This window comes from Rhodococcus sp. LB1 (genome assembly GCF_001583455.1).
Taxonomy (GTDB): domain Bacteria; phylum Actinomycetota; class Actinomycetes; order Mycobacteriales; family Mycobacteriaceae; genus Rhodococcus_F; species Rhodococcus_F opacus.
Window position 1 is genome coordinate 20,686 of the sequence record NZ_LTCZ01000003.1, and the last position, 19,080, is coordinate 39,765.

At 66.9% G+C, this 19,080-nt stretch carries 22 protein-coding genes, 1 tRNA gene, 1 pseudogene and 1 riboswitch; of the genes and pseudogenes, 9 read left to right on the forward strand and 15 right to left on the reverse strand.

Annotated features, from left to right (window positions below; genetic code table 11):
• Positions 1-111 precede the first annotated feature (111 nt).
• Entirely contained in the window at positions 112-1,458 is a 1,347-nt protein-coding gene (locus tag AZG88_RS00330; protein ID WP_061696771.1) for a lysine N(6)-hydroxylase/L-ornithine N(5)-oxygenase family protein, read from the forward strand.
• On the forward strand, positions 1,455-1,706 hold the full coding sequence (locus AZG88_RS00335; protein WP_005244517.1) for an MbtH family protein: 252 nt from the start codon (positions 1,455-1,457) through the stop codon (positions 1,704-1,706). Before AZG88_RS00330 ends, AZG88_RS00335 begins: the two co-directional genes overlap by 4 nt.
• Before the next feature lie 106 nt (positions 1,707-1,812).
• On the opposite strand, the gene AZG88_RS00340 is transcribed toward AZG88_RS00335, so the two are convergent.
• Together AZG88_RS00340 and AZG88_RS00345 are read right to left on the reverse strand one after the other, a co-directional pair.
• Positions 1,813-3,252, reverse strand: coding sequence for a threonine/serine ThrE exporter family protein (locus AZG88_RS00340; protein ID WP_025431836.1), 1,440 nt, complete (start codon positions 3,250-3,252; stop codon positions 1,813-1,815).
• A gap of 1 nt (position 3,253) precedes the next feature.
• Entirely contained in the window at positions 3,254-3,634 is a 381-nt protein-coding gene (locus AZG88_RS00345; protein WP_061042248.1) for a nuclear transport factor 2 family protein, read from the reverse strand.
• A 72-nt stretch (positions 3,635-3,706) separates the two neighbouring features.
• Between AZG88_RS00345 and AZG88_RS00350 the strand changes: the two genes are divergently transcribed.
• Both AZG88_RS00350 and AZG88_RS00355 read left to right on the forward strand, forming a co-directional pair.
• Positions 3,707-3,781, forward strand: a tRNA-Thr gene (locus AZG88_RS00350).
• A gap of 143 nt (positions 3,782-3,924) precedes the next feature.
• Positions 3,925-4,128, forward strand: coding sequence for an RNA polymerase sigma factor (locus AZG88_RS00355; RefSeq protein WP_061696772.1), 204 nt, complete (start codon positions 3,925-3,927; stop codon positions 4,126-4,128).
• Between the two features lie 13 nt (positions 4,129-4,141).
• Here AZG88_RS00355 and AZG88_RS00360 read toward each other — a convergent pair whose 3' ends face one another.
• The 4 genes from AZG88_RS00360 to AZG88_RS00375 all read right to left on the reverse strand — a co-directional run bounded on the left by AZG88_RS00360 (position 4,142) and on the right by AZG88_RS00375 (position 9,205).
• Positions 4,142-5,554 carry a lipase family protein gene (locus tag AZG88_RS00360; protein WP_061696773.1) on the reverse strand — a complete coding sequence of 471 codons (1,413 nt, stop codon included), beginning with the start codon at positions 5,552-5,554 and terminating at the stop codon, positions 4,142-4,144.
• 100 nt (positions 5,555-5,654) lie between these two features.
• Positions 5,655-6,290: a TetR/AcrR family transcriptional regulator gene (locus AZG88_RS00365; protein ID WP_005244512.1), complete on the reverse strand. Its 636-nt coding sequence runs from the start codon at positions 6,288-6,290 to the stop codon at positions 5,655-5,657.
• 42 nt (positions 6,291-6,332) lie between these two features.
• Positions 6,333-8,225, reverse strand: coding sequence for a glycoside hydrolase family 15 protein (locus AZG88_RS00370; protein WP_005244511.1), 1,893 nt, complete (start codon positions 8,223-8,225; stop codon positions 6,333-6,335).
• A 92-nt stretch (positions 8,226-8,317) separates the two neighbouring features.
• Positions 8,318-9,205, reverse strand: a complete 888-nt coding sequence (locus AZG88_RS00375; protein ID WP_005244510.1) for a sigma-70 family RNA polymerase sigma factor — start codon at positions 9,203-9,205, stop codon at positions 8,318-8,320.
• A 105-nt stretch (positions 9,206-9,310) separates the two neighbouring features.
• Here AZG88_RS00375 and AZG88_RS00380 point away from each other — a divergent pair, with 105 nt between their 5' ends.
• A complete protein-coding gene (locus tag AZG88_RS00380; protein WP_005244509.1) occupies positions 9,311-10,075 on the forward strand; it encodes an SDR family oxidoreductase in 765 nt (254 codons plus the stop codon).
• On the opposite strand, the gene AZG88_RS00385 is transcribed toward AZG88_RS00380, so the two are convergent.
• Genes AZG88_RS00385 through AZG88_RS52415 form a run of 3 tightly spaced genes read right to left on the reverse strand, consistent with a single transcriptional unit; the run spans position 10,060 to position 11,367 of the window.
• Positions 10,060-10,974 carry a SigB/SigF/SigG family RNA polymerase sigma factor gene (locus tag AZG88_RS00385; protein WP_025431837.1) on the reverse strand — a complete coding sequence of 305 codons (915 nt, stop codon included), beginning with the start codon at positions 10,972-10,974 and terminating at the stop codon, positions 10,060-10,062. The genes AZG88_RS00380 and AZG88_RS00385 overlap by 16 nt on opposite strands.
• Positions 10,975-11,017: 43 nt before the next feature.
• Positions 11,018-11,164, reverse strand: coding sequence for a hypothetical protein (locus tag AZG88_RS52410; RefSeq protein ID WP_167344068.1), 147 nt, complete (start codon positions 11,162-11,164; stop codon positions 11,018-11,020).
• 59 nt (positions 11,165-11,223) lie between these two features.
• On the reverse strand, positions 11,224-11,367 hold the full coding sequence (locus AZG88_RS52415) for a hypothetical protein (protein WP_016883983.1): 144 nt from the start codon (positions 11,365-11,367) through the stop codon (positions 11,224-11,226).
• A gap of 287 nt (positions 11,368-11,654) precedes the next feature.
• Here AZG88_RS52415 and AZG88_RS00390 point away from each other — a divergent pair, with 287 nt between their 5' ends.
• Positions 11,655-12,008: a MerR family transcriptional regulator gene (locus tag AZG88_RS00390; protein WP_043943643.1), complete on the forward strand. Its 354-nt coding sequence runs from the start codon at positions 11,655-11,657 to the stop codon at positions 12,006-12,008.
• A 15-nt stretch (positions 12,009-12,023) separates the two neighbouring features.
• On the opposite strand, the gene AZG88_RS00395 is transcribed toward AZG88_RS00390, so the two are convergent.
• Positions 12,024-12,407, reverse strand: coding sequence for a hypothetical protein (locus AZG88_RS00395; protein ID WP_005244506.1), 384 nt, complete (start codon positions 12,405-12,407; stop codon positions 12,024-12,026).
• 241 nt (positions 12,408-12,648) lie between these two features.
• On the opposite strand from AZG88_RS00395, the gene AZG88_RS00400 reads away from it, so the two are divergent.
• The 3 genes from AZG88_RS00400 (at position 12,649) to AZG88_RS00410 (ending at position 14,629) form a co-directional block, all read left to right on the forward strand.
• A complete protein-coding gene (locus AZG88_RS00400) occupies positions 12,649-12,957 on the forward strand; it encodes a MerR family transcriptional regulator (protein WP_005244505.1) in 309 nt (102 codons plus the stop codon).
• Between the two features lie 449 nt (positions 12,958-13,406).
• A complete protein-coding gene (locus tag AZG88_RS00405) occupies positions 13,407-13,634 on the forward strand; it encodes a hypothetical protein (RefSeq protein ID WP_005244504.1) in 228 nt (75 codons plus the stop codon).
• 29 nt (positions 13,635-13,663) lie between these two features.
• Positions 13,664-14,629, forward strand: a complete 966-nt coding sequence (locus AZG88_RS00410) for a hypothetical protein (protein WP_005244503.1) — start codon at positions 13,664-13,666, stop codon at positions 14,627-14,629.
• A gap of 63 nt (positions 14,630-14,692) precedes the next feature.
• Here AZG88_RS00410 and AZG88_RS51385 read toward each other — a convergent pair.
• The 5 genes and pseudogenes from AZG88_RS51385 to AZG88_RS00435 all read right to left on the reverse strand — a co-directional run bounded on the left by AZG88_RS51385 (position 14,693) and on the right by AZG88_RS00435 (position 18,346).
• Positions 14,693-15,835, reverse strand: a pseudogene (locus tag AZG88_RS51385) (epoxide hydrolase family protein).
• A 76-nt stretch (positions 15,836-15,911) separates the two neighbouring features.
• Positions 15,912-16,262, reverse strand: coding sequence for a hypothetical protein (locus AZG88_RS00420; RefSeq protein ID WP_005244501.1), 351 nt, complete (start codon positions 16,260-16,262; stop codon positions 15,912-15,914).
• A gap of 49 nt (positions 16,263-16,311) precedes the next feature.
• Positions 16,312-17,139 carry an LLM class F420-dependent oxidoreductase gene (locus AZG88_RS00425; protein ID WP_025431839.1) on the reverse strand — a complete coding sequence of 276 codons (828 nt, stop codon included), beginning with the start codon at positions 17,137-17,139 and terminating at the stop codon, positions 16,312-16,314.
• 40 nt (positions 17,140-17,179) lie between these two features.
• Positions 17,180-17,983, reverse strand: coding sequence for a hypothetical protein (locus AZG88_RS00430; RefSeq protein WP_005244499.1), 804 nt, complete (start codon positions 17,981-17,983; stop codon positions 17,180-17,182).
• Positions 17,984-18,031: 48 nt separating this feature from the next.
• Complete coding sequence (locus AZG88_RS00435) at positions 18,032-18,346, reverse strand: DMT family transporter (RefSeq protein ID WP_005244498.1); 315 nt, start codon at positions 18,344-18,346, stop codon at positions 18,032-18,034.
• A gap of 10 nt (positions 18,347-18,356) precedes the next feature.
• Positions 18,357-18,418: riboswitch (guanidine-III (ykkC-III) riboswitch) on the reverse strand.
• Positions 18,419-19,080: the final 662 nt, after the last annotated feature.

Here is a 19,080-nt window from a genome sequence, read left to right on the forward strand (position 1 = left end):
CCGGAAGTACTTGGTACTGTGCTGGAAATAAGGATAGGCTTCACTATCTTTTCGGAAGGCAGACGGCGGCTGGGTCGGGTGCGGCGCGGCGTCGAGGACGGACAACGAGCTATGAGTGAATCGCCGGAAACGGTCGGTACAGATCTCCCAGTGCGAGATGTCGTGGGTGTCGGATTCGGTCCCGCTAACCTCGCCCTGGCCATTGCCATCGAGGAACACAATGCGGAGTGCCCCCCGCGCGAGCGGATCAGCGCGCAGTTCATCGAGAAGCAGGATCGATTCGGGTGGCATCCCGGGATGCTTCTCGACGGCGCGACGATGCAGATCGCGTTTCCGAAGGACCTGGTGACGTTCCGGAATCCGCGAAGCGCATTCACCTTCTTCAATTACCTTTTCGACCAGGGTCGCCTCGTCGACTTCGTCAATCACCAGACCTTCTTTCCGACTCGCCACGAGTTTCACGACTATCTGCAGTGGGCGGCACGCCGAGTGGACGCCGACGTGCGATACGGCACCGCGGTGGAGACCGTGCGCGGAATCCGCGGCGACGACGGGGTGATCGACCGTTTCGAGGTCCGCGCCGCCGACGGCAGCACGGTGATCGCGCGCAACGTCGTGATGGGCGCCGGTCTGCGGGAACGAATCCCCGAGTGGGCCAACCCCTCTGCGCGGTGCTTCCACAACCACCAGTTCCTGTTCCGGCTCGGCGAGATGCCGGCTCCGGTCCACCATCGGTTCGTCGTCCTCGGGGCAGGCCAGAGTGCCGCCGAGATCGTGCAGTACCTGCACGGAAACTACCCCGAAGCCGAAGTCCACAGCGTCTTCTCGCGGTACGGGTACAGCCCGGCGGACGACAGTCCGTACGCCAACCGCATCTTCGATCCGGAGGCGGTGGACGATCTGCACGGTGCCCCGGAGGCGGAGCGTCTGCGATTGCTGGATGTCCATAGGAGTACTAACTATTCGGTGGTCGACATCGAGCTCATCAACGAGCTCTACGCGACCGAATACCAGGAACGCGTGCGGGGGCGTCGCCGCCTGTTCATGCGCCGCGCGTCGGAGATCATTGCCGTCGACGAGACTTCGGACGGAATCGAGGTGGCTGTCCGCAGCGGTGTGGACGGCCTCACCGACACTCTCGCTTGCGACGCACTGATTCTGGCCACCGGTTTCACCCCCGCACCCCTCGAGCCTCTGCTCGGCGATCTCGCGCCGAAGACCCACCCGCCGCGTGAAGTGGGCCGAGATTACAGATTGGCGGTTTCACAGGACGTCACAGCGGGAATCTATCTGCAGGGCGGCACGGAGAAAACGCACGGAATCACGTCGTCGCTCCTGTCGAACGTTGCCGTGCGGGCGGGAGAGATCGTTACATCTGTCGTAACAAGGCGTGGCCGCAACGGCACGCTTGCTAGTGTGAACGCACAGGACACGTATGCGACAAGCGAGGCGAGATGAGCACCAATCCATTCGATGACGAAGAAGGCCGCTTCTACGTGCTGGTGAACGATGAGGACCAGCACTCACTGTGGCCCACGTTCTCTGAGGTGCCGGCAGGCTGGCGCGTAGTTTTCGGCGAGGAAAGCCGGGCCGCGTGCCTCGAGTACGTGGAGAAGAACTGGACCGACATGCGGCCGAAGAGCCTGCGTGAGGCCATGGAGGCCGACGAGAAGTCGGGCGGACGGCACAGCGTCGACAAGAGCTGACCTCCCCGGCGCCGCGTTTCGGCGACGATGTGCCGGGACGACCGTCCGGTGAGACACCGGCGGTCGTACCCGGCAGACGGCCGAGAGGCCGTCACCTGAAAGTGCCTCAGGCCGCCTTCTGTGTGTGTGTTTCGACCGGCTTCCGCCGCCTCGTCTTGAAGACGGGGCGGCGGATTTCGTCTGTGCGACGCAGGATGCGCGGCCTCCGCAGGGTCCGGGCGATCCACTCGCCGAGCGTGACGCCCGCCGCGAGTGCGCAACCGATACCGAACGCCGCCAGCAGCGAGCTGAGTCCGATCACCACCTCGTTGTTGAGCAGGGCGTAGAGGCCCCGATACAGAGACAGACCCGGCAGCAGTGGCGTGATACCCGCCACCACGACGACCAGCGGCGGCGTGAGCGCGCGGCGGGCCATCAGACCACCGGCGAAACCGACCACTGTGGCGGCGAGTGCCGAACCGATGATGGGGCCGATGCCGAACTGGTGCGCCACCATGTAGACCAGGGCGCCGGCCGCGCCACCGAACCACGCGGCCGTGAGGGCGCGCTGCTCGGCGTAACAGGCCAATGCATAGAACATCGACGCGAAAGCGCCCGACATCACCAGGACGGGTAGTTGCACGAGTTCCGTGATCTCGACGTTGACGGGTGGCAGGGTCGAACCCAGCACACCGGTCAGACGCAACGAGATGGCCACACCGGCGATGATGCCGCCGGTCATCATGACCACTTCGAAGAATCGCGCCGCCGCCGTGATCGGTGCTCCCGTGATGGCATCCTGCACGGAACCGACCAGCGACAACCCGGACAACAGCACCACCACACCGGCCGAAATGATCTGCGAGGGTCTGATCTCGACACCCAGCTGATCCTGGAACGTATAGAGCGTCGCCGCCGGGGTCGCCGCCACCAGACCGCCCGCCACCTGCTGGAAGAAGAACGGCAGACCGATGCGGTTGAGGACGCGGTTGACTCGGTAGATCACCATCGTCGTCAGGAAGGCGACCGATGCGACCAGCACCCCACCACCCATCAACACGGAGACCGACGCGGCCATCGACGCCCAGGCGAGCGTCGCGATCCAGCGGTTGTACGGGTGCGGCGCCGTGGTGACCGCGGTCAGGGCCTCGTGCGCCTCGCTGGGGGTGACGGCCTCCCGGCGGATCCGCCGCGTGAGCCGGTCCACCGCCGCGAGGCGGGTGAAGTCCATCGAGCGGTAGTGCACTATCCGCATCGTGCTCGCCGGCGGGAGGGTCGGCCCGCGGTACGCGGACAGCACGATGGAGTTGTACGTGACATCCACATCGCACTGGGCGAGGCCGTACGTGGCGGCGATGAACTGCACCTGCTCGGCGGTGTCCATCGCACCGGTGCCGGACGCGAGGAGCACTTCACCGACTCGCACGGCGAGGTCGAGTACTTCGGCGACCACCGCGTCGTCGGTGAGGTCGATCGGCTGCAGCGGTGTGGGTGCAGCGGTGACCGCATCGACCGTTGCGCGACGGTCGCCTGTGAGACGTTGGAGGGATTCTGTGAGCTTGGCCATACTACGTGTCGGAGACAAGATCTTTCTCGGTCAAATCGGTGGCGGAGAGTGCAGACTCGAGTGTCTCGTGGCGGAACGTGGAGATGACCTGATCGTGGACGACACGGAATGCAGAGGCAAGGATACGCGTCTCCTCGGGGTCCGTGGCCCACCTGGCCTGCTGTTCGACCACCAGCACCCCGTCGTAGTAATACATTCGCTGCGGAATCAGCGTGATGCCCGCGGTAGACGCCCATTCCCGCAGCGCCGCCAGGCCCTGGGTGGCGCCTTTCGGCCCACCCATCTCGATGTCGTCGCTCGACAGGGACAGCAGAGTGTCGATGTCGCCGGAGTTGAGGGCGTCGTGCCAAGCGAGGACAGTGGCGATCTCCGAGGTACTCATGGCTCCAACGCTATCCAATGTGGGCGGAAGTAGCCGACGTTCCTGCAATGGATATGATGGGCGCGCGTGTCCGCCTCCTTAGCTCAGTGGTAGAGCACTCGCCTTGTAAGCGAGCGGTCGTCAGTTCAATCCTGACAGGAGGCTCCACCGCGGAATTACCTCCGCACACAGAGGGCCACCTTCCCCCGGGAAGGTGGCCCTCTGTGTTTCCCGCATGCTCACCCCTGGGTGGGCAGTTCGTCACCCTGGGGTCCCTGTCTCCGACCCCGCCGGTCATTGACGATGAGTGCATGCAAGTGAATTCGTGCAGGTCGGCGGTACTGGTCGCGGTGGAAGCGCTGCCCGCCCTCGAACGGGAGACACTGGCCCTCGTGTATTACCGGGGACTGTCCTGCGACGAAGTGGCGGACACGATGCAGATCAGCGTCGCCACCGTCCGGGACCGCCTCCACGAGGGGGCGCGCAGACTGCTCGCCGGTGTCGGCGACCTCTGATCGGACCGCGCCCTCACGTGCCGATCGGCTGACCGAGCAGGCTCGCGATCGTGTCGCCGACGATCGACGACCACACCGGCCACGTCACCTGGTCGAGGGCCATCGATCCCACGTCGTGGGTGATGCATCCGGCGTCGGCGGGCACCCCGGCGAACCGGTCCCGCAGCCACATCAGGGCGCTCGCGGCTGCGACCGGTTCGAGGGACAGGTGCTCGCTGGCGTGGTCGCGGGTGTACGTCACCCGGGCATTCGGGTCCTCGCAGTAAGTGTCGACCAGTCTGTCGACGGGCCCGACCGGCACCAGCCAGTCCGGGTTCGCCTGGTACATGAACATCGGGACGTCCGGGACCCGGTGACCCATCTTGGTCCGGTCGAGTACCGACTCGACCACCGGATCGCGGAGTGGGTCGCCGCTCGGGCTGTCGAACAGGCCCCTCAGGTTCGCGAACGGCAGCAGCGCCGACTGATAGCTGACGCAGAGGTTGCTCTTGGCGGCGAGAAGCTGCTTGCCGAGTGGGTCCAAGTGCGTGCCGAGATACTCCGCGAGCTCGGGATAGTCGCGGCTCACACCGAACACGCCGCCCAGCACGATTCCCGCGCCCAGGTTGTCGTCCGCGAGATCGACGAGGGCGCCGAGATCGGCCGGGATGCCGCCCTCGGCCGCGCCGACGATGTTCAGGTCCGGTGCGTGGCTCGCGTGGAGTTCGGCGGCGTGACCCGTCGCGATCGCGCCTCCGGAGTAGCCCATCAACCCGACCGGAGTCTGCCGGCCCGTCAGGCCCAGTGGGTCGAAGTTCTCCGCCGCGCGGATCCCGTCCAGGGTGATGCGGCCCGCGAGGGGCCCGGCCGCATACGCGGCGTTCGGGCCCTGGTGATCCGGCATCACGACGGCCCATCCCTGGGCGAGGGCGGCCTGCGCCTCGAGGAACTGCAGCGGTGCGACGATCTGACCGGTCAACGGCGCGGGCACGGACCACTGCTGCAGTGCGTACGAGGCGGCGCAGTACTTGCCGAGGGAGTCCTCCGCCGGCTGGAGCGAGAGCAGATTGCGGACGCCGTCGATCGTGCCCCGGGGCTTGATGACCGTCGCGACCGCAGGGATCGCCTCGTCCCGCGAATTGTTGGAGCGAAACGACAGCTGCCACGCGTCGACGTTCACCGGAAGCACCGACAGGTTCGCCAGGTGCACTTCGCGGGCGGCGATGATCTCGCCCGGCTCGGCCGCCGCGACCACGTTCGCAGGCGGTTCGTAGAAACCCCGGTCGGCCTCGGGCCAGGCGGGAACGGTAGGGGCCGGCTGCACGTCCACCGACGTTCCGCCGTCGGTGGGAGCCCCGACCGACGGCGTGGCGACGGCGAGTTGTGCGGCCACCACCATCGCTCCCACCAGCAGCATTCGACGTCGTAGCGTTCTCGTTCCGATCATGTGGTCCTCCCCGGCCGAAGTGAGACGTCTATGTCTCACTTTGAGTGCAGACCATAGATCAGGTGTGACGGGTATCGCAATACTCGCGAGTAAGTTCGGCTCAGGTCTGGTCGGTGACAAGCGCGATGAGCATCGTGCTCAGAACGTCCACCAGGACCGACGCGGACGGTCTGGGGGAGGCGGTGCTCCAGTGATGGGCGAGATCGTTGACCGCCCCGATGAAGGCGATCGACACCATCGCGAACCGCTCGGGCGGGTCGACGACACCACCGTCGATCGTGCGGGTGACCGCTTCGAAGAGTTCGGCCCACTGCGTGCGGCGCGCGAGGCGGTACTGCTCCACCCGGGGGCCCGCGCCGACCACCTCCACGAAGATGATCCTGGCCCGCCGCTCGTCCGTGCCGACCGATTCGATGTAGGCCGTCATGACGGTGCCGGCGACGGTCCGGGGATCGCGCGAGGGCGCCCGGTCGTTCGCGGCGAGCACCGCATCGCGGGCCTCGTCCTGAATCGTGTCGTAGAGCGCGAGGAGGATGTCCTCGCGGCTGCCGAACTCCTCGTAGAACTGGCGACGCGACAGTCCGGCGTGGGCGCAGATGTCGCTGATCGAACTGTGGGCGTACGTCTTCTCCGCGAAGACGGACAGGGCGGAGTCGAGGAACCGTGCCCGGCGGGCTACGCGACGTTCCGCAACCGGTTGGCCGCTGTACGTCCGATTCGACTCTGCTCGGGACACGATCTCAGCCTACGGTGACGGGACGTGGTGGCCCGCCTCGGCTCACATCAGTTCCCGCATCCGTTCGTGCAGGATGATGCGCCCCGCGGCCTCGATCAGCGCGAGGTGGGAGAACGCCTGCGGAAAATTGCCGAGATGACGGCCGGTGCTCGTGTCGAACTCCTCGGCGTACAGCCCCAGGGGAGAGGACACGCTGACCAACCGCTCCATCAAATCGGTTGCCTCCTGCACCTGTTCGACCACGGTCAGTGCCGACACCAGCCAGAACGAGCAGATCAGGAAACTGCCTTCCTTGCCCGACAACCCGTCGTCGGTTTCGCCGGTGCGGTAACGCAGGACGAATCCGTCTTCGGTGAGATCGTTCGCGATGGCGTCGACGGTGGCGCGCAGGCGGGCGTCCCCGCGGGGAAGGAAACCGAAGACCGCGGCGAGCAGGGTCGACGCGTCCAGCGCCTCGGTGTCGTAGTGCTGGCGCAGAACCCCGTTCTTCACCCCGTGCCCGAGGATGTCAGCGCGGATCTCTTCGGCTGTGGCGCGCCAGGTTTCCTCGGCCGAGCGATCGCCGCGGATGCCCGCGATCTTCGACGCGCGGTCGAGTGCCACCCAGCACATCAGCTTCGACGACACGTAGTGCTGCGGTGCGCCGCGAGCCTCCCAGATCCCCTGATCGGGGTTGCGCCATACCGCGGACGCGCACGTCGCCTGCTGCTGCACGAGCGGCCACAGCCGGCGGGGGAGGCGCTTGCTGCGCACCGTGTGCAACAGGATCGAGTCGAGGACGGCGCCGAACACGTCGTTCTGCCGCTGGTCGAACGCGCCGTTGCCGATGCGCACCGGACGCGCGCCCGCGTAGCCGGACAGGTCGTCGCGGGTCGACTCCGTCAGGTCGCGGGCGCCGTCGATCCCGTACATGATCTGCAGTGCGCCATCGCCGTTCGACTCGAGGTCGGCGATGAACTGCATGAATTCGTCGGCCTCCCAGTCCAGGTTCAGATAGTGCAGAGCCTGCAGGGTGAACGTGGAGTCCCGCATCCACGTGTACCGGTAGTCCCAATTACGTTCGCCACCGGGAGTTTCCGGCAGGGACGTGGTGAGGGCAGCAACGGTGGCGCCGGTCGGCATGTACGTGAGTCCCTTGATGGTGAGGGCGGACCGCTGAATCGCCTCCCGCCACCGGTGGTCGGGAAAACGTGCGTGGCTGAACCAGCGCCGCCAGAAAACCGAGGTTGCATCGAGTTGCGCGACAGCCTCTTCCGCCGTTTCCGGTGCGGCGAGTTCCGCCGCCCACGACAGCGCGCAGTAGAGGGTTTCACCCTTCTCGAGCACGTGCCGGGCGCGCACCCGCCCACCCTCGATGCCGAGCGCCATGTCCGTCTGCAGGCGTAGGGTCCGCCCCGCGCCGCTCGCGTCGGCGGTGTGCCGATCGCCGTCCACGAGAACCCACTCCGCCGGTGTTCTCCCGTAGTCGAACACGGGCTCGCACACCAACTCCACCTCCACAGTGCCGTCGAGGCAGGTGACCGTGCGGACCAGCATGTGATCGGCGTCCTCGTCTGCAGGCGGCCGTGTGTGGGGAGTGATCGTGTCCTCGCCGCGGCTCGGACCCATCGTCAGTGCACTGCGCACGGTCACCCAGCCGGTCGGCGTGTTCCACACCGCCGAAATGGTGTTGCTTCCCGGCTCGTACTGCCGGGATGCCGGAACGTTGAGCCCGAACGGGCCGATCCGGAACATCCCGGCCTCGCGGTCGAGGAGGGAACCGAACACGCTGGGCGAGTCGAACCGGGGCACGCACAGCCAGTCGACGGAACCGTCCGGCGCGATCAGCGCCCCGGTGTGACAGTTCGAGAGGAAGGCGTAGTCGGCGATGGGCGGGAACGGCGACGGCGCGGCTGCGCTCTGGGGTGGGGCGTCGTCGTCCGAGGCAGTAGTCACGTTCGCGCCCCTCTCCCGGCAGTGTCGGCCACCTCCATGCTGCGGGTCGGGGCGCGCAGGGTCATCACCCTGTACGGGTGACCGGGGTCCCGTCAGTCACCGAGAACCGCGAGATCGAGTCGGCGGACGCGATCGGGTTCCGCGATGACGTCGATCTCGGTGATGCTGCCGTCGGCGATCGTGAACTTCAGCACCAGGTGCAACCGCCCGCGGAGAGCCATCACGAGCCCGACCGCCCCGTTCACCAGGGCGACCTGGGTGAACCGGGCCCGTTCCGAGGAGGCGAGCGCGCCCCTGGCCACGACGCGAGCACCCCGGATCACGAGAGGCGCCGGGGTGGGGCCGACAGCCGGATCGGCGCGGAGCACCACATCCGGATCGAGCAGGGCGACCAGCGCGTCGAAGTCGCCGCCGCGGGTCGCGGCCAGATAGGCGTCGACGACGCGGCGCTGGCGTTCCAGATCCGCCGTGGCCGGTGCCGGCGAGACTCCTTTCACCCGTCGGCGGGCGCGGCTGGCGAGCTGCCGAACCGCCGGGGAGGAGCGGCCCACGATGGGGGCGACGTCGTCGAAGGGCACGTCGAACATGTCGTGCAGCACGAACGCGAGCCGCTCGGCCGGGGTCAGCGTGTCGAGCACCACGAGCAGTGCCAGCCCGACCGAGTCGGCCAGCACCGCTTCGTGTTCGGGGTCGCCACCGTCCTCGTGACCGACGACCGGGTCGTGCGCCTGCACGTCGAGAGGTTCCTCGCGCCGCTGCTCGCGTGAGCGCAGCACGTTCAGGCACACCCGCGACACCACGGTGGTCAGCCACGCCTCGAGATTGTCCACGTCGCCGGTGTCGGCGCGGTTCATGCGCAGCCACGCCTCCTGGACGGCGTCGTCGGCTTCGGTCACCGAGCCCAGCATCCGGTACGCGACGGCCCGCAGCCGGGGCCGGTGTTCCTCGAAACGCTCCGTCAGCCGATCGCAGTCGTCCACCGTGTCACATTCCTTCCTCGCCGCGTGTCTTAGCAGTAGATCCACCGAAAACCAGCTGCCGAGACCGGGAAACCGAGTCCCGCATCCAACGAATCTGGAGAGATCATGACATCACCCATTCTGATCACCGGCGGTACGGGCACGCTCGGACGTCAGGTCGTCCCACTGCTGCGGGCAGCGGGCCGGGATGTGCGGGTTCTCAGCAGGCACGGCCGCGAGCCCGGCGACGGCGTCGAGTACCTGGCCGGTGACTTGTTCGAGGGCAAGGGAATAGAGCCTGCGCTGGAGAGGGTCGAGACCGTTCTGCACTTGGCGGGCGGACCCAAGGGTGACGAGGTCGCGACGCGGAACCTGGTGGAGGCCGCCTCGCGCGCCGGGGTGCAGCACCTCGTGTACATCTCGGTGATCGGCGCCGACGGCGTCCCGCTCGGCTGGTTCGGATCCAAGCTGGCCGCGGAACGAGCGGTGGCCGAGTCGGGTGTGCCGTGGACGACGCTGCGCGCGGCCCAGTTCCACGACCTGGTGCTGACCATGCTGCAGAAGATGGTGAAACTGCCGGTGATTCCGGTCCCGGGCGGACTGCGGTTCCAGCCGGTCGATTCGGGGGAGGTCGCGGCGCGCCTGGTGGAACTGACGCTCGGGGCACCGGCCGGCCTGGTTCCCGACCTGCCCGGGCCGACTGTGTACGGGATGGCCGATCTGATTCGCGGATACCTGCAGGCGACCGGAAGGCATCGGCTGACGATGCCGGTGCGGATGCCGGGAAAGGCCGGCCGCGCGTACCGGGAGGGCGCGAACCTGTCACTCGACGTCGCAGCGACGGGCAAGCGGACGTGGGAGGACTTCCTGGCCGACTACGAGAGCATCTGACCGCCGACGTCGGCGAGTTTTCCGCGCAGGTTCGCCAGCGTCTTGGTCAGGAGCCGGGATACCTGCATCTGTGAGACACCCACCCGCGCGGCGATCTGCGACTGGGTCATGTTGCCGAAGAAGCGCAGGACCAGCACGGTGCGTTCGAGGTCGGGAAGTGATTCCAGCAGAGGTGCGAGGACCACGTGGTCCTCGACGTGTGCGAGGGCCGGGTCGACGTCGCCGATCGTCTCCGACAGGGGGCGTTCGTTCTCGCCGAGCGGGAAGTCCACGGAGAGGGTGCTGTAGGCGTCGGCGACTCGGAGCCCCTGGACGACTTCGTCCTTGTCGATCCCGAGGGTCTCGGCCAGTTCGCTCGCCGTCGGGGCGCGTCCGAGCGTGGTGGTCAGTTCGGTCGTCGCGTTGGTGAGGGAGAGGTGCAGTTCCTGCATGCTGCGCGGGACGCGCATGGCCCAGCCCGTGTCGCGGAAGTGCCTGCGGACTTCGCCGGTGATGGTCGGGACGGCGTAGGACACGAAGTTCGCTCCACAGCGGGCGTCGAACCGGTCGACTGCCTTGACCAGGCCGAGGCGGGCGACCTGGATCAGGTCGTCGAGCGGTTCTCCGCGACCGTGGAAACGCCGGGCGATGTGTTCGGCGAGCGGCAGGCAACGTTCGATCAGCCGCTGGCGCAACACTTCGCGGCGGGGGTCGGAGGCGGCGAGCCTGCCGATGGCCTCGCACTGCGCGGGCACGTCACGGTATTGGTCGCGCTCGCGGCGCGCGGCCTCCGGGCGTTCCAGCCGTCGGTCTTCTACTGCGACCTCTGCCGCAGGCTTCGTGCGATGCGTCGGCGTCGTCCTCGCGGGGATGCGACGGATTTCGCAGGATGGTGCGACGAGCTGGGTGGACACATTCATGGCTCTGCCCTTCTCTGACCTGCCGGCATCGGCAATGGTGTCGCTATTCGACGAGTGCGGGGGAGGTGTCGGTGGCCTCGTCGGCGAACATCGCCTCGATCCGGGCCTTGATTTCCTCGGTGCTCATCGTTGCTCCGCCGCGCGAGGCGGTAGTGGTGGCGGAAGCGTGGGATGTGGAGCTGGCGGGCATGAGCGCTGTGTCCTGTCGGGTGTGAAGGGTCGGTGTGGAAGAGGTGGCCGGGCCGGGTGTCAGGTCGGTAGGGACGAGAGGAGAGTGAGCGCGCTGAGGGCCAGCGTGGCGATCAGGCCGCCAGCGATCGCTCCGCCGCTGCCTGCGCCGAGAACGAGGACTTCTCCGTCGTGCGGAGCGTTCTGCGGGTTGTGTGTGGTCATCGGTTCTCCTTGGCTCCCACCTCGTGGTGAGAACTTATCTGCGTTGAAGGATATAGATTTGTTCTACAGTCATAGCGCAGGAAGTTCAAGCGGAATCGGCAAGATTGCTGCTCGGGAGCGTTGATCGCCGGACGGAGAACTGGACCCGGAGGAAATCAGATGAGGCCGCGTGGCCCTCCGGGCCGCCGAGAACTGTGCGGCGGAACAGCGGGACGGCAGTGCGTGCACAGCGAAGCGAACCTGTCCCCCCTGCGGCACATTGTGTCGTCCGGAGCTTGATAGGATTGATGCGCCCTGAGAAGAAGGGAGATCCGGTGACGTCCTCTCATGTGCCGCTTCGTTCGCAGCGGGGTGTGTACGGGATCTCGGTAACGTCGGAGCTGACGGGTATCGGGCCGCAGACGCTGCGCTTGTACGAGCGGCGAGGGTTGATCACACCGACTCGCACGGGCGGTGGAACACGCCGGTACAGCGAGGACGATGTCGCGCGCCTCCAGAAGATCACCGAGCTCGTCGCGGCCGGTGTCAATCTGATCGGAATCGGTCAGATCCTTCAGCTCGAAGCCGAGAACGCGATCCTCGCGGCGCGCAACGCCGAGCTCGAGCTGCTCGTGCAGTCCGAGGTCCCGGGTCGCGCCTGAGTTGCTCTTACCGGCTCACCTGGTGGACGGGTCGTTGGTGGGATTGAACTCGTCGAACGATGCGTCGGCCGACTGCCATTTGCCCCCGGCCCGGATGTCGGCGAACGCCAGGTCGAACGCGTCGACCAGCCATGCGTGCTCGGCGGCGGCCAGCAGTTCGTCGGAAGTTCCGTCGGTAACGCCCTGATAGAGGCTGACCCGCCATTCGGACGTGTCCTCGGCGGCGTCGGTCAGTCCGTCGGCGGCGTTGGATGCGAGAAGGTAGCGGTTGTACTCGAAATCGACCCGGATCGCGTAGCCCGCACCGGTGTTGACGACATTTGCCGGTCGCTGGGTCGCCGCGGCGAGCGCAGTGAGGGCGTCGCGGTAACGATCTGCGTGTTCCTGAGTGCGGGGCACCGGTCTTCTCGTCTCTGGCGCAGAGGCCGTGGCACTCGCGGCCACGACACCTCCACGAACCCTGCCAGGGCGGCCTCGGTTCGTGTTCGGTTCGGATCCGAGATTACGTCACCCGGTCCTGGTCCTCGCCGCAGCCGAGGGCGCGTGCTGAACGGAATACGCAAAATCTATATCTCCTGTTGCAGATTCGTTTCATTCGTTTGTTAATATCAGGTGTTCCTTAAGCAGAAGGGAGCCTGTTGTGACCATCGACGCCTTACCCCGCTCATGTCGCGGCGTCTACGGAATTGCGGTGACGTCGGAGTTGACGGGCATCGGCCCGCAGACTCTGCGGCTGTACGAGCGTCGCGGATTGCTGACCCCTGCCCGGACCAGCGGCGGCACCCGTAGATACAGCGATGACGATCTGGTCAGGTTGGCGCGCATAGCGCAGCTCATGGAGGACGGAGTGAACGTCCAGGGCATTCAGAGGATTCTCGCGCTCGAATCCGAGAATGCGGATCTGGCGTCCCGGTTGGAAGGGTCGGAGGGCGGCGCGGCCGGAGAGTGATCCGTCGGGTGACAGGGTTCGACCGATTTTCGGGTCGACGTCGGTGTCCGCCTCCGGTCCTCTCGAGCACTGGGCCCGTGAAAAATGTGCCATCTGCGCAGGTCCCGGCGGCTTCAGAGTGTCGCCATGTGCGCCTCGGCCGATTCTCTTGCTCGGAAGGGTTGAACTTTACTGCTGAGTAGATAAGATGAAATCTGTATCAGCCAGAGCAGATAAGTTGACGACCCGGACGAGCCGCACGCATACGAGCATGTGACGTTGCGGCAGGGAGAGAACACGCAATGGCCGAATCCGACACTGCCCGCGCAGTCGATGTCGTCAGCGCGCTACCGCTGTAAATCGCGACACCCGGGCTCTGCACGAAGGCGCCGACAGCGTCGTCCGGCGAAACGCCCCCTCGTGTAGTCCCGACTCTGGTCCGCATTCGACTCCAGACGGGAAATCGAACCATGACCCTTGCCCACAATGCACTCCGCACCCACGCTCCCCGGCACGCGAAGAACGAGCAGGACGAGCCCGACCGTCGTTTCTCGCTCGGGACCGCGCTCGTCGCCGCGCTCGTTGCCGCCGTGCCCGCGATGTCCGTCACCGGATCGGCGGTCCTCGCGGCCGTCACCGCTGCGGCCGTTCTGGTCGGAGTCCTACTCGCTGCGTATCTCATCTCCAGCCTGATCTGATCGCACCCCACGAACCGGAAGGACACGCTATGACCATCACCACCGTCCCCACACTGATCACCCAGCTGCACGCCGTACTCGATCTGACCAACACCGAAATCCAGGTTGCCGAAACCCGCGTCGCGCAGGCGCGCACCGAGGCCGTGCGCCGAGAACTGACCGAGAACGCCGAGAACGGACGCCTCCGCGCAGAGGCGATCGAACGCGCGATCCGCGATCTCGGGGGAGTGCCGGAGATCGTCGGCCCGCTGATCGGCCGGCTGGCAGCGGCGCTGAAGGCGATGGCGGAGCAGGCGCAGCCGTTCGACGAGGCCCTGCTCGGCGACCTCGCCCTCGAACATCAGCTGCTCGACCGGGCGCGGTACGTGAAGGCCCTCGCGACCGCAGCCGGGAAGCAGGACGTCGTCCGGTTGGCCGATCGGCTGGTCACCGCGCACGCAGCGACCGTCGACTGGTTGACCACCGTGCTCGCGGAGGAGGCACTCGGTGGACCGGCAGCCCTGCGACGCACCCCGTTCCAGGCGGCGACCGGCGCCACGATCCGGCTGATCAACGTCCCCGTCTCGTGGTCCGCGCGCGGCATCGACCGTGCTCTCGACACGGCCCGCACCACCCCGCCGATGCTGAGCGCGTTGCTCGGGCGAGGCGCCCACGCGGGCGACGTCGCGGTGAAGACGCTCGCCGCCTCGCGTGACGCCGCCCTCGAAACGGCCGAGCAGGTCACTCGCAACGAAGGCGCCGAGGGAATCGCCGACGCGATTCACTCCGCACGCACCGCCGGCGGTGTCCTGGAGGCGGACGAACTCCCGATCGCCGACTACGACGACCTCAACGTGTCCCAGGCCGTCGCCGCGGTCAAGGAACTGACCGATCCGTCCGACGTGCGCACCATCGTCGCCTACGAGGAAGCCCACAAGGACCGTCAGGGCGTGGTCTCCGCGGCCCAGACACGACTGGCCGGCATCGCCCAGGAGGTTGCCGGTATCGGCAACTGACGCAACACCGTCCACGAACTCGCGGGTCCCGCTGCCGGGGCCGGCGAGTTCGTCGTGTTCCGCTCAGCGGAGTCCGGCGAAGAACTCCCGGATGTCCGCGGTCAGGGTCTCGGGCTCTTCGAGTGCGGCGAAGTGACCGCCACGGTCCTCGACGTCGGTCCACCGCGTGATCGCGTGTTCCTGTTCGGCGTAGCGACGGATGCCGACGTCGTGGGCGAAGACGATGACCGCGGTCGGGATCGCGGACGCGGATTTAGCGGTGCCCCAGGATGATTCCTGCGTGTAGCCGACATACGCGGACGAAGACGCGGTGTCGGTGAGTCAGTACAGCATGACGTCGGTGAGAAGCCGGTCGATGCCGACGACGTCGTGGGGGAGCGCCTCGCGGGGATACGTCCACTCGCGGAACTTGTCGACGATCCAGGCCAGTTGACCCACCGGCGAGTCGGCAAGCGCGGCACCGAGAGTCGCGGGTCTCGTGGACTGAATGGAGATGTAGCCGAACTCCTCGGACATGAACCGGGACACCCGGTCCAGGCGGTCCTGCTCCAGCGGTGACAGACTGGCCTGCTCCGCCTCGTCCAGTTCGTGGAACGGAACCCCGACATTGCCGTTGATGTGCACCCCGACCACAGCGTCCCGGGCGATTCGTGCGACCTCGGGCGAGACGTCCGCACCGATGTCGCCGCCCTGGACCCCGTAGCGGTGGTAGCCGAGCCGGCTCATCAGATCAGTCCACGCCGTGGCGATACGGTGAGTGTCCCAGTCCGATTCGCGGACCGGTCCGGAGAATCCGAATCCGGGCAGCGACGGCACGACCACGTGGAACGCGTCGGCGGGGTTGCCCCCGTGCGCTGCGGGGTCGGTGAGGGGCCCGAGCACGTCGAGGAACTCGACGAACGAACCCGGCCAGCCATGGGTGAGGACGAGGGGCAATGCGTCCGGTTCGGGTGAGCGCACATGGAGGAAGTGGATGTTCTGCCCGTCGATCTCGGTCACGAACTGCGGGATGGTGTTGAGCGATTTCTCCTGCGCACGCCAGTCGAACTCGTCGCGCCAGTACGTGACGAGTTCGACCAGGTACGACGTGGGCACACCGCTCGCCCAGTCGTCACCCGGGAGAGGTGTGCCGAACCGGGTGCGCGCGAGACGATCGGCGAGATCGTCGAGTTGCTCCTGCGCGATGTCGATGCGAAACGGACGGATGGTCTTCGTCGTCTCGGTCATACCGAGCACGCTACGAAGGATTGAGGACAGTTCCGGTCCTCGATGCCGAGCCGGGTCAGCAGGCCCCGGTCTTGGCGGCGTCGTAGGCCTGGATCATCTGGTCCTTGCGCTCCTGCGGGGCGTCCTTCCACTCCGGCGTCTCGGCCGACTGGGTGAACAGGTCGTCGAGGGCCTTCGTGCGGTCGAAGGTCTCGCCGCCCTGCTGTGCGCGAGCCTCCGCGCCGTTCGCGTACTGGAGCAGGCCCTTGCACAGGTCCGCGACAGCGGGCAGGTCTGCGGAGGATGCCTCGGTGGCCTCGATCGTTGCGCTCGCCGGGGACGCGGCCTCGGTGGTGGTCGATTCGGAACTGCATGCCCCGAGCAGCAGGGCGGCAGGGATCAACAGCGCAACGATGGTTCGTGTCATGCGAAATACATACCAGAGGCACGGGTCGGCTGCTGTCGGCCGGTCGGTCCTATGCGCGAAGTGGCAGCAGTCGCGCGAGCTGCCGGGCCGCTTCGTCCGGCCGCTCACCCAGTTCGTTGACGACGACGTGATCGGCACCGGCCGCGAGGTGGCTGTGGACCCGCGCGACGATCGCGTCCGCGTCGCCCCAGGCGACCAGGTCGTCGACGAGCCGGTCGCTCAGCCCCGCGATGTCGTCGGCGCCGAAACCCATCCTTGCGAAGTTGGTGGCGTAGCCGCCCACCCCGGACAGGAAGCGGAGCGGAACGCGGGCCGTGTCGCGGGCCTGCGCGGCGTCGGTGCCGAGCACCGTCATCAGCGAGACGACGAGCGTGGCGTCCGGACCGAGGATGCGCCGCGCCTCGGCGGTGTAGTCGGGGGTGACGAGGAGCAAGACGGCCCCCGCGGCCCTGTCCCGCGCGAGTTCCAGCTTGCGCGGGCCCAGCGCGGCCAGAATCCGTCGCTCCGCCGGCACCGGCGGATCGAACCGGTCGAGCCTGTCGAGATAGTCGTTCAACGCTCGGAGCGGCCGGGGGACCTGCGGGCCACCCAGTCCGACGACGAACCGGTCCGGCGCCGTGGTCTGCAGATCCGCATGAAGCTGTGCGACGGCGCCCGAGTCGTACACGCCGACCGGGATGATGCCGGTCGCGACGGGGATCGAGTCGGTCGCCCGGACGACAGCCGAGATCCGGTCCAGGCTGTCGATCTGACCGCCCCGCAGCCAGATCGCCGAATAGCCGAGGGATTCCAGCCGGGCTGCCTCGTCGAGGTACGTCTCGTCCGGTGAGATGTTCAGGGAGATGCCGATTGGTCCGAGGCCTTCGATGCGAGTCATCAACCGACCGTAAAACCTCGAGTCACGTTCAGGTCAAGTGTCAGGCGGGCCCGAGTGTGTAGTCGACGCCCGGGCGGTCGCCCTTGCCCTTGAGCCAGCGTCCTGGCAACTTGCCGGCGAGGTCGCCGAGCGGCCCGACCGCGGCGCTGAGAATCCCCACCGTTTCCTGCAGCAGGTCGATGCTGGCGCTCATCCGCTCGAGGTTGGGCGCCAGCGCCGTCAACGTCTCGGACAGCGCCACGATCTGGTCGAGCGGGCCACCCTCGGCGATGAGACGTTCGAACGCGCCACCCTCCGACAGCAGGGTCTCGAGGATGCCGTTCTCGGCGAGCGCCCGGTCCACGAGTCCGCCCGGCGCCGTGAGCCGCTCGACCGCGCCGTCCTGCGCGGTCAGCCGTTCGAGCGGTCCCTGCTCGGCGGTGAGACGGTCGAGCAGGCCGTCCTTCGCGAGAAGCCGTTCCAGGGTGCCGTCCTCGGCGAGCACCCGGTCGAGCGGGCCGTCCTTGGCGAGAACCCGCTCGAGCGGGCCACCCGGCTCGAGCAGTCGTTCGAGGGTGCCGCCCTCCGAGGTGAGACGGTCGACGGGACCACCCGGAGCGAGCAGGCGGTCGAGCGGACCACCCGGCTGGAGGGCCTGCCCGAGCGGCCGGTCGTTGGCCGCGAGCGACGACAGCTGGCTGATCACCTGCAACGGGCTGCCCTGGGTGCTCATCCCCGTGACCACACCGGTTCCGGCGACCGCCGTCCGGACGGTCACCAGGCTGGCTTCGGCGATTCCGAGACCGACATCGGCCGCCGCGAGACCGACACGCACCGGGAGGGTCATCAACGACACCAGGTTCATGGAATTACTGTAACCCGCGACACACAAGCATCGAGTGTCACGATCCGGTCAGTGCAGCACCTTCAGTCCGACGACGCATCCCACGATGCCCAGGATCAGGAGGATCTTCACCAGCGAGGAACTCTCGGCGCCGGTCACCATCGCGAACCCGACCGTGAGGGCTGCGCCGATACCGACCCAGACCGCGTACGACGTTCCGATGGGGAGACTGCGCATCGCGAACGCCAGACCCGCCATGCTGAGAATCAACGCGACGCCGAATACGGCACTGGGTCCGAGTTTGCTGAACCCGTCCGATCGGCCGAGGGCGGTGGCCCAGACGGCCTCCAGGATTCCCGACAGCACAAGCACGATCCACGCCATGACAAACCTCCGGGCACCGTCTTGTCGCTGGCCGGGTACGGTGCGCTCGTCCGGATGTCGTGTCGACGATTTCCACGGTACCCAACGGGGCGCTCCGCGCCTGTGAGTGGTGAGCGAGTCCACACACTCCCCGGACGCGCACGGGTCGCGAATGCGCCGATTATCTCGCAGATCGAGGTCGCCTCATTTATTGTCGAGCGAAACAGTGAATTGTGTGCGTATACCACGGAAGATAACGAGGCACATCATGATGCTCGGACTACTCGCGGCAATCAACAGCGCATTCACCCTCGGACTCGCCAACACGATCGGGACGTTCGGTGGGGTGGTTTTCAACCTGAACGTCGTAGCCTGAACTTCCTGCCTGTCAAGACAACTCCGCTCCCGCAACCCCGCTGTCGAATCGACGGCGGGGTTGTCTCGTGTGCGACGACCGGAGGCGACGGCACGCGGAGCGCAACTTTCCCATCCTTGCTCATGCGCCGAGAATTTCCCCCTTTTTCGGTAAAGAAGAATGGGTGATTTTATTGGGGGAATTCGCGTGCGTGTGTCGCCGCGAATTCTTCGGAGTTGACCTAGTGTCATCCGCAACGCGCACGGACAGCGCGCAACCACCCCTTCCCAGGGGCAACGATGGAGGTCATGATGCTCGGACTGCTCGGGGCACTCAACAGCGGTGTCACACTCGGATTGGCCAACACGATCCTGACGTTCGGCGGGGTAGTACTCAACCT

What these genes read in the sequence shown, in the direction of transcription:
- AZG88_RS00345 (WP_061042248.1), bottom strand. Translation starts at nt 3,634, where the DNA reads ATGAGTACCTCGGAGATCGCCACTGTCCTCGCTTGGCACGACGCCCTC.
- AZG88_RS00360 (WP_061696773.1), bottom strand. Translation starts at nt 5,554, where the DNA reads ATGATCGGAACGAGAACGCTACGACGTCGAATGCTGCTGGTGGGAGCG.
- AZG88_RS00335 (WP_005244517.1), top strand. Translation starts at nt 1,455, where the DNA reads ATGAGCACCAATCCATTCGATGACGAAGAAGGCCGCTTCTACGTGCTG.
- AZG88_RS52415 (WP_016883983.1), bottom strand. Translation starts at nt 11,367, where the DNA reads ATGACCACACACAACCCGCAGAACGCTCCGCACGACGGAGAAGTCCTC.
- AZG88_RS00355 (WP_061696772.1), top strand. Translation starts at nt 3,925, where the DNA reads ATGCAAGTGAATTCGTGCAGGTCGGCGGTACTGGTCGCGGTGGAAGCG.
- AZG88_RS00390 (WP_043943643.1), top strand. Translation starts at nt 11,655, where the DNA reads ATGCGCCCTGAGAAGAAGGGAGATCCGGTGACGTCCTCTCATGTGCCG.
- AZG88_RS00435 (WP_005244498.1), bottom strand. Translation starts at nt 18,346, where the DNA reads ATGGCGTGGATCGTGCTTGTGCTGTCGGGAATCCTGGAGGCCGTCTGG.
- AZG88_RS00420 (WP_005244501.1), bottom strand. Translation starts at nt 16,262, where the DNA reads ATGACACGAACCATCGTTGCGCTGTTGATCCCTGCCGCCCTGCTGCTC.
- AZG88_RS00385 (WP_025431837.1), bottom strand. Translation starts at nt 10,974, where the DNA reads ATGAATGTGTCCACCCAGCTCGTCGCACCATCCTGCGAAATCCGTCGC.
- AZG88_RS00410 (WP_005244503.1), top strand. Translation starts at nt 13,664, where the DNA reads ATGACCATCACCACCGTCCCCACACTGATCACCCAGCTGCACGCCGTA.
- AZG88_RS00405 (WP_005244504.1), top strand. Translation starts at nt 13,407, where the DNA reads ATGACCCTTGCCCACAATGCACTCCGCACCCACGCTCCCCGGCACGCG.
- AZG88_RS00425 (WP_025431839.1), bottom strand. Translation starts at nt 17,139, where the DNA reads ATGACTCGCATCGAAGGCCTCGGACCAATCGGCATCTCCCTGAACATC.
- AZG88_RS52410 (WP_167344068.1), bottom strand. Translation starts at nt 11,164, where the DNA reads ATGCCCGCCAGCTCCACATCCCACGCTTCCGCCACCACTACCGCCTCG.
- AZG88_RS00340 (WP_025431836.1), bottom strand. Translation starts at nt 3,252, where the DNA reads ATGGCCAAGCTCACAGAATCCCTCCAACGTCTCACAGGCGACCGTCGC.
- AZG88_RS00430 (WP_005244499.1), bottom strand. Translation starts at nt 17,983, where the DNA reads ATGAACCTGGTGTCGTTGATGACCCTCCCGGTGCGTGTCGGTCTCGCG.
- AZG88_RS00380 (WP_005244509.1), top strand. Translation starts at nt 9,311, where the DNA reads ATGACATCACCCATTCTGATCACCGGCGGTACGGGCACGCTCGGACGT.
- AZG88_RS00330 (WP_061696771.1), top strand. Translation starts at nt 112, where the DNA reads ATGAGTGAATCGCCGGAAACGGTCGGTACAGATCTCCCAGTGCGAGAT.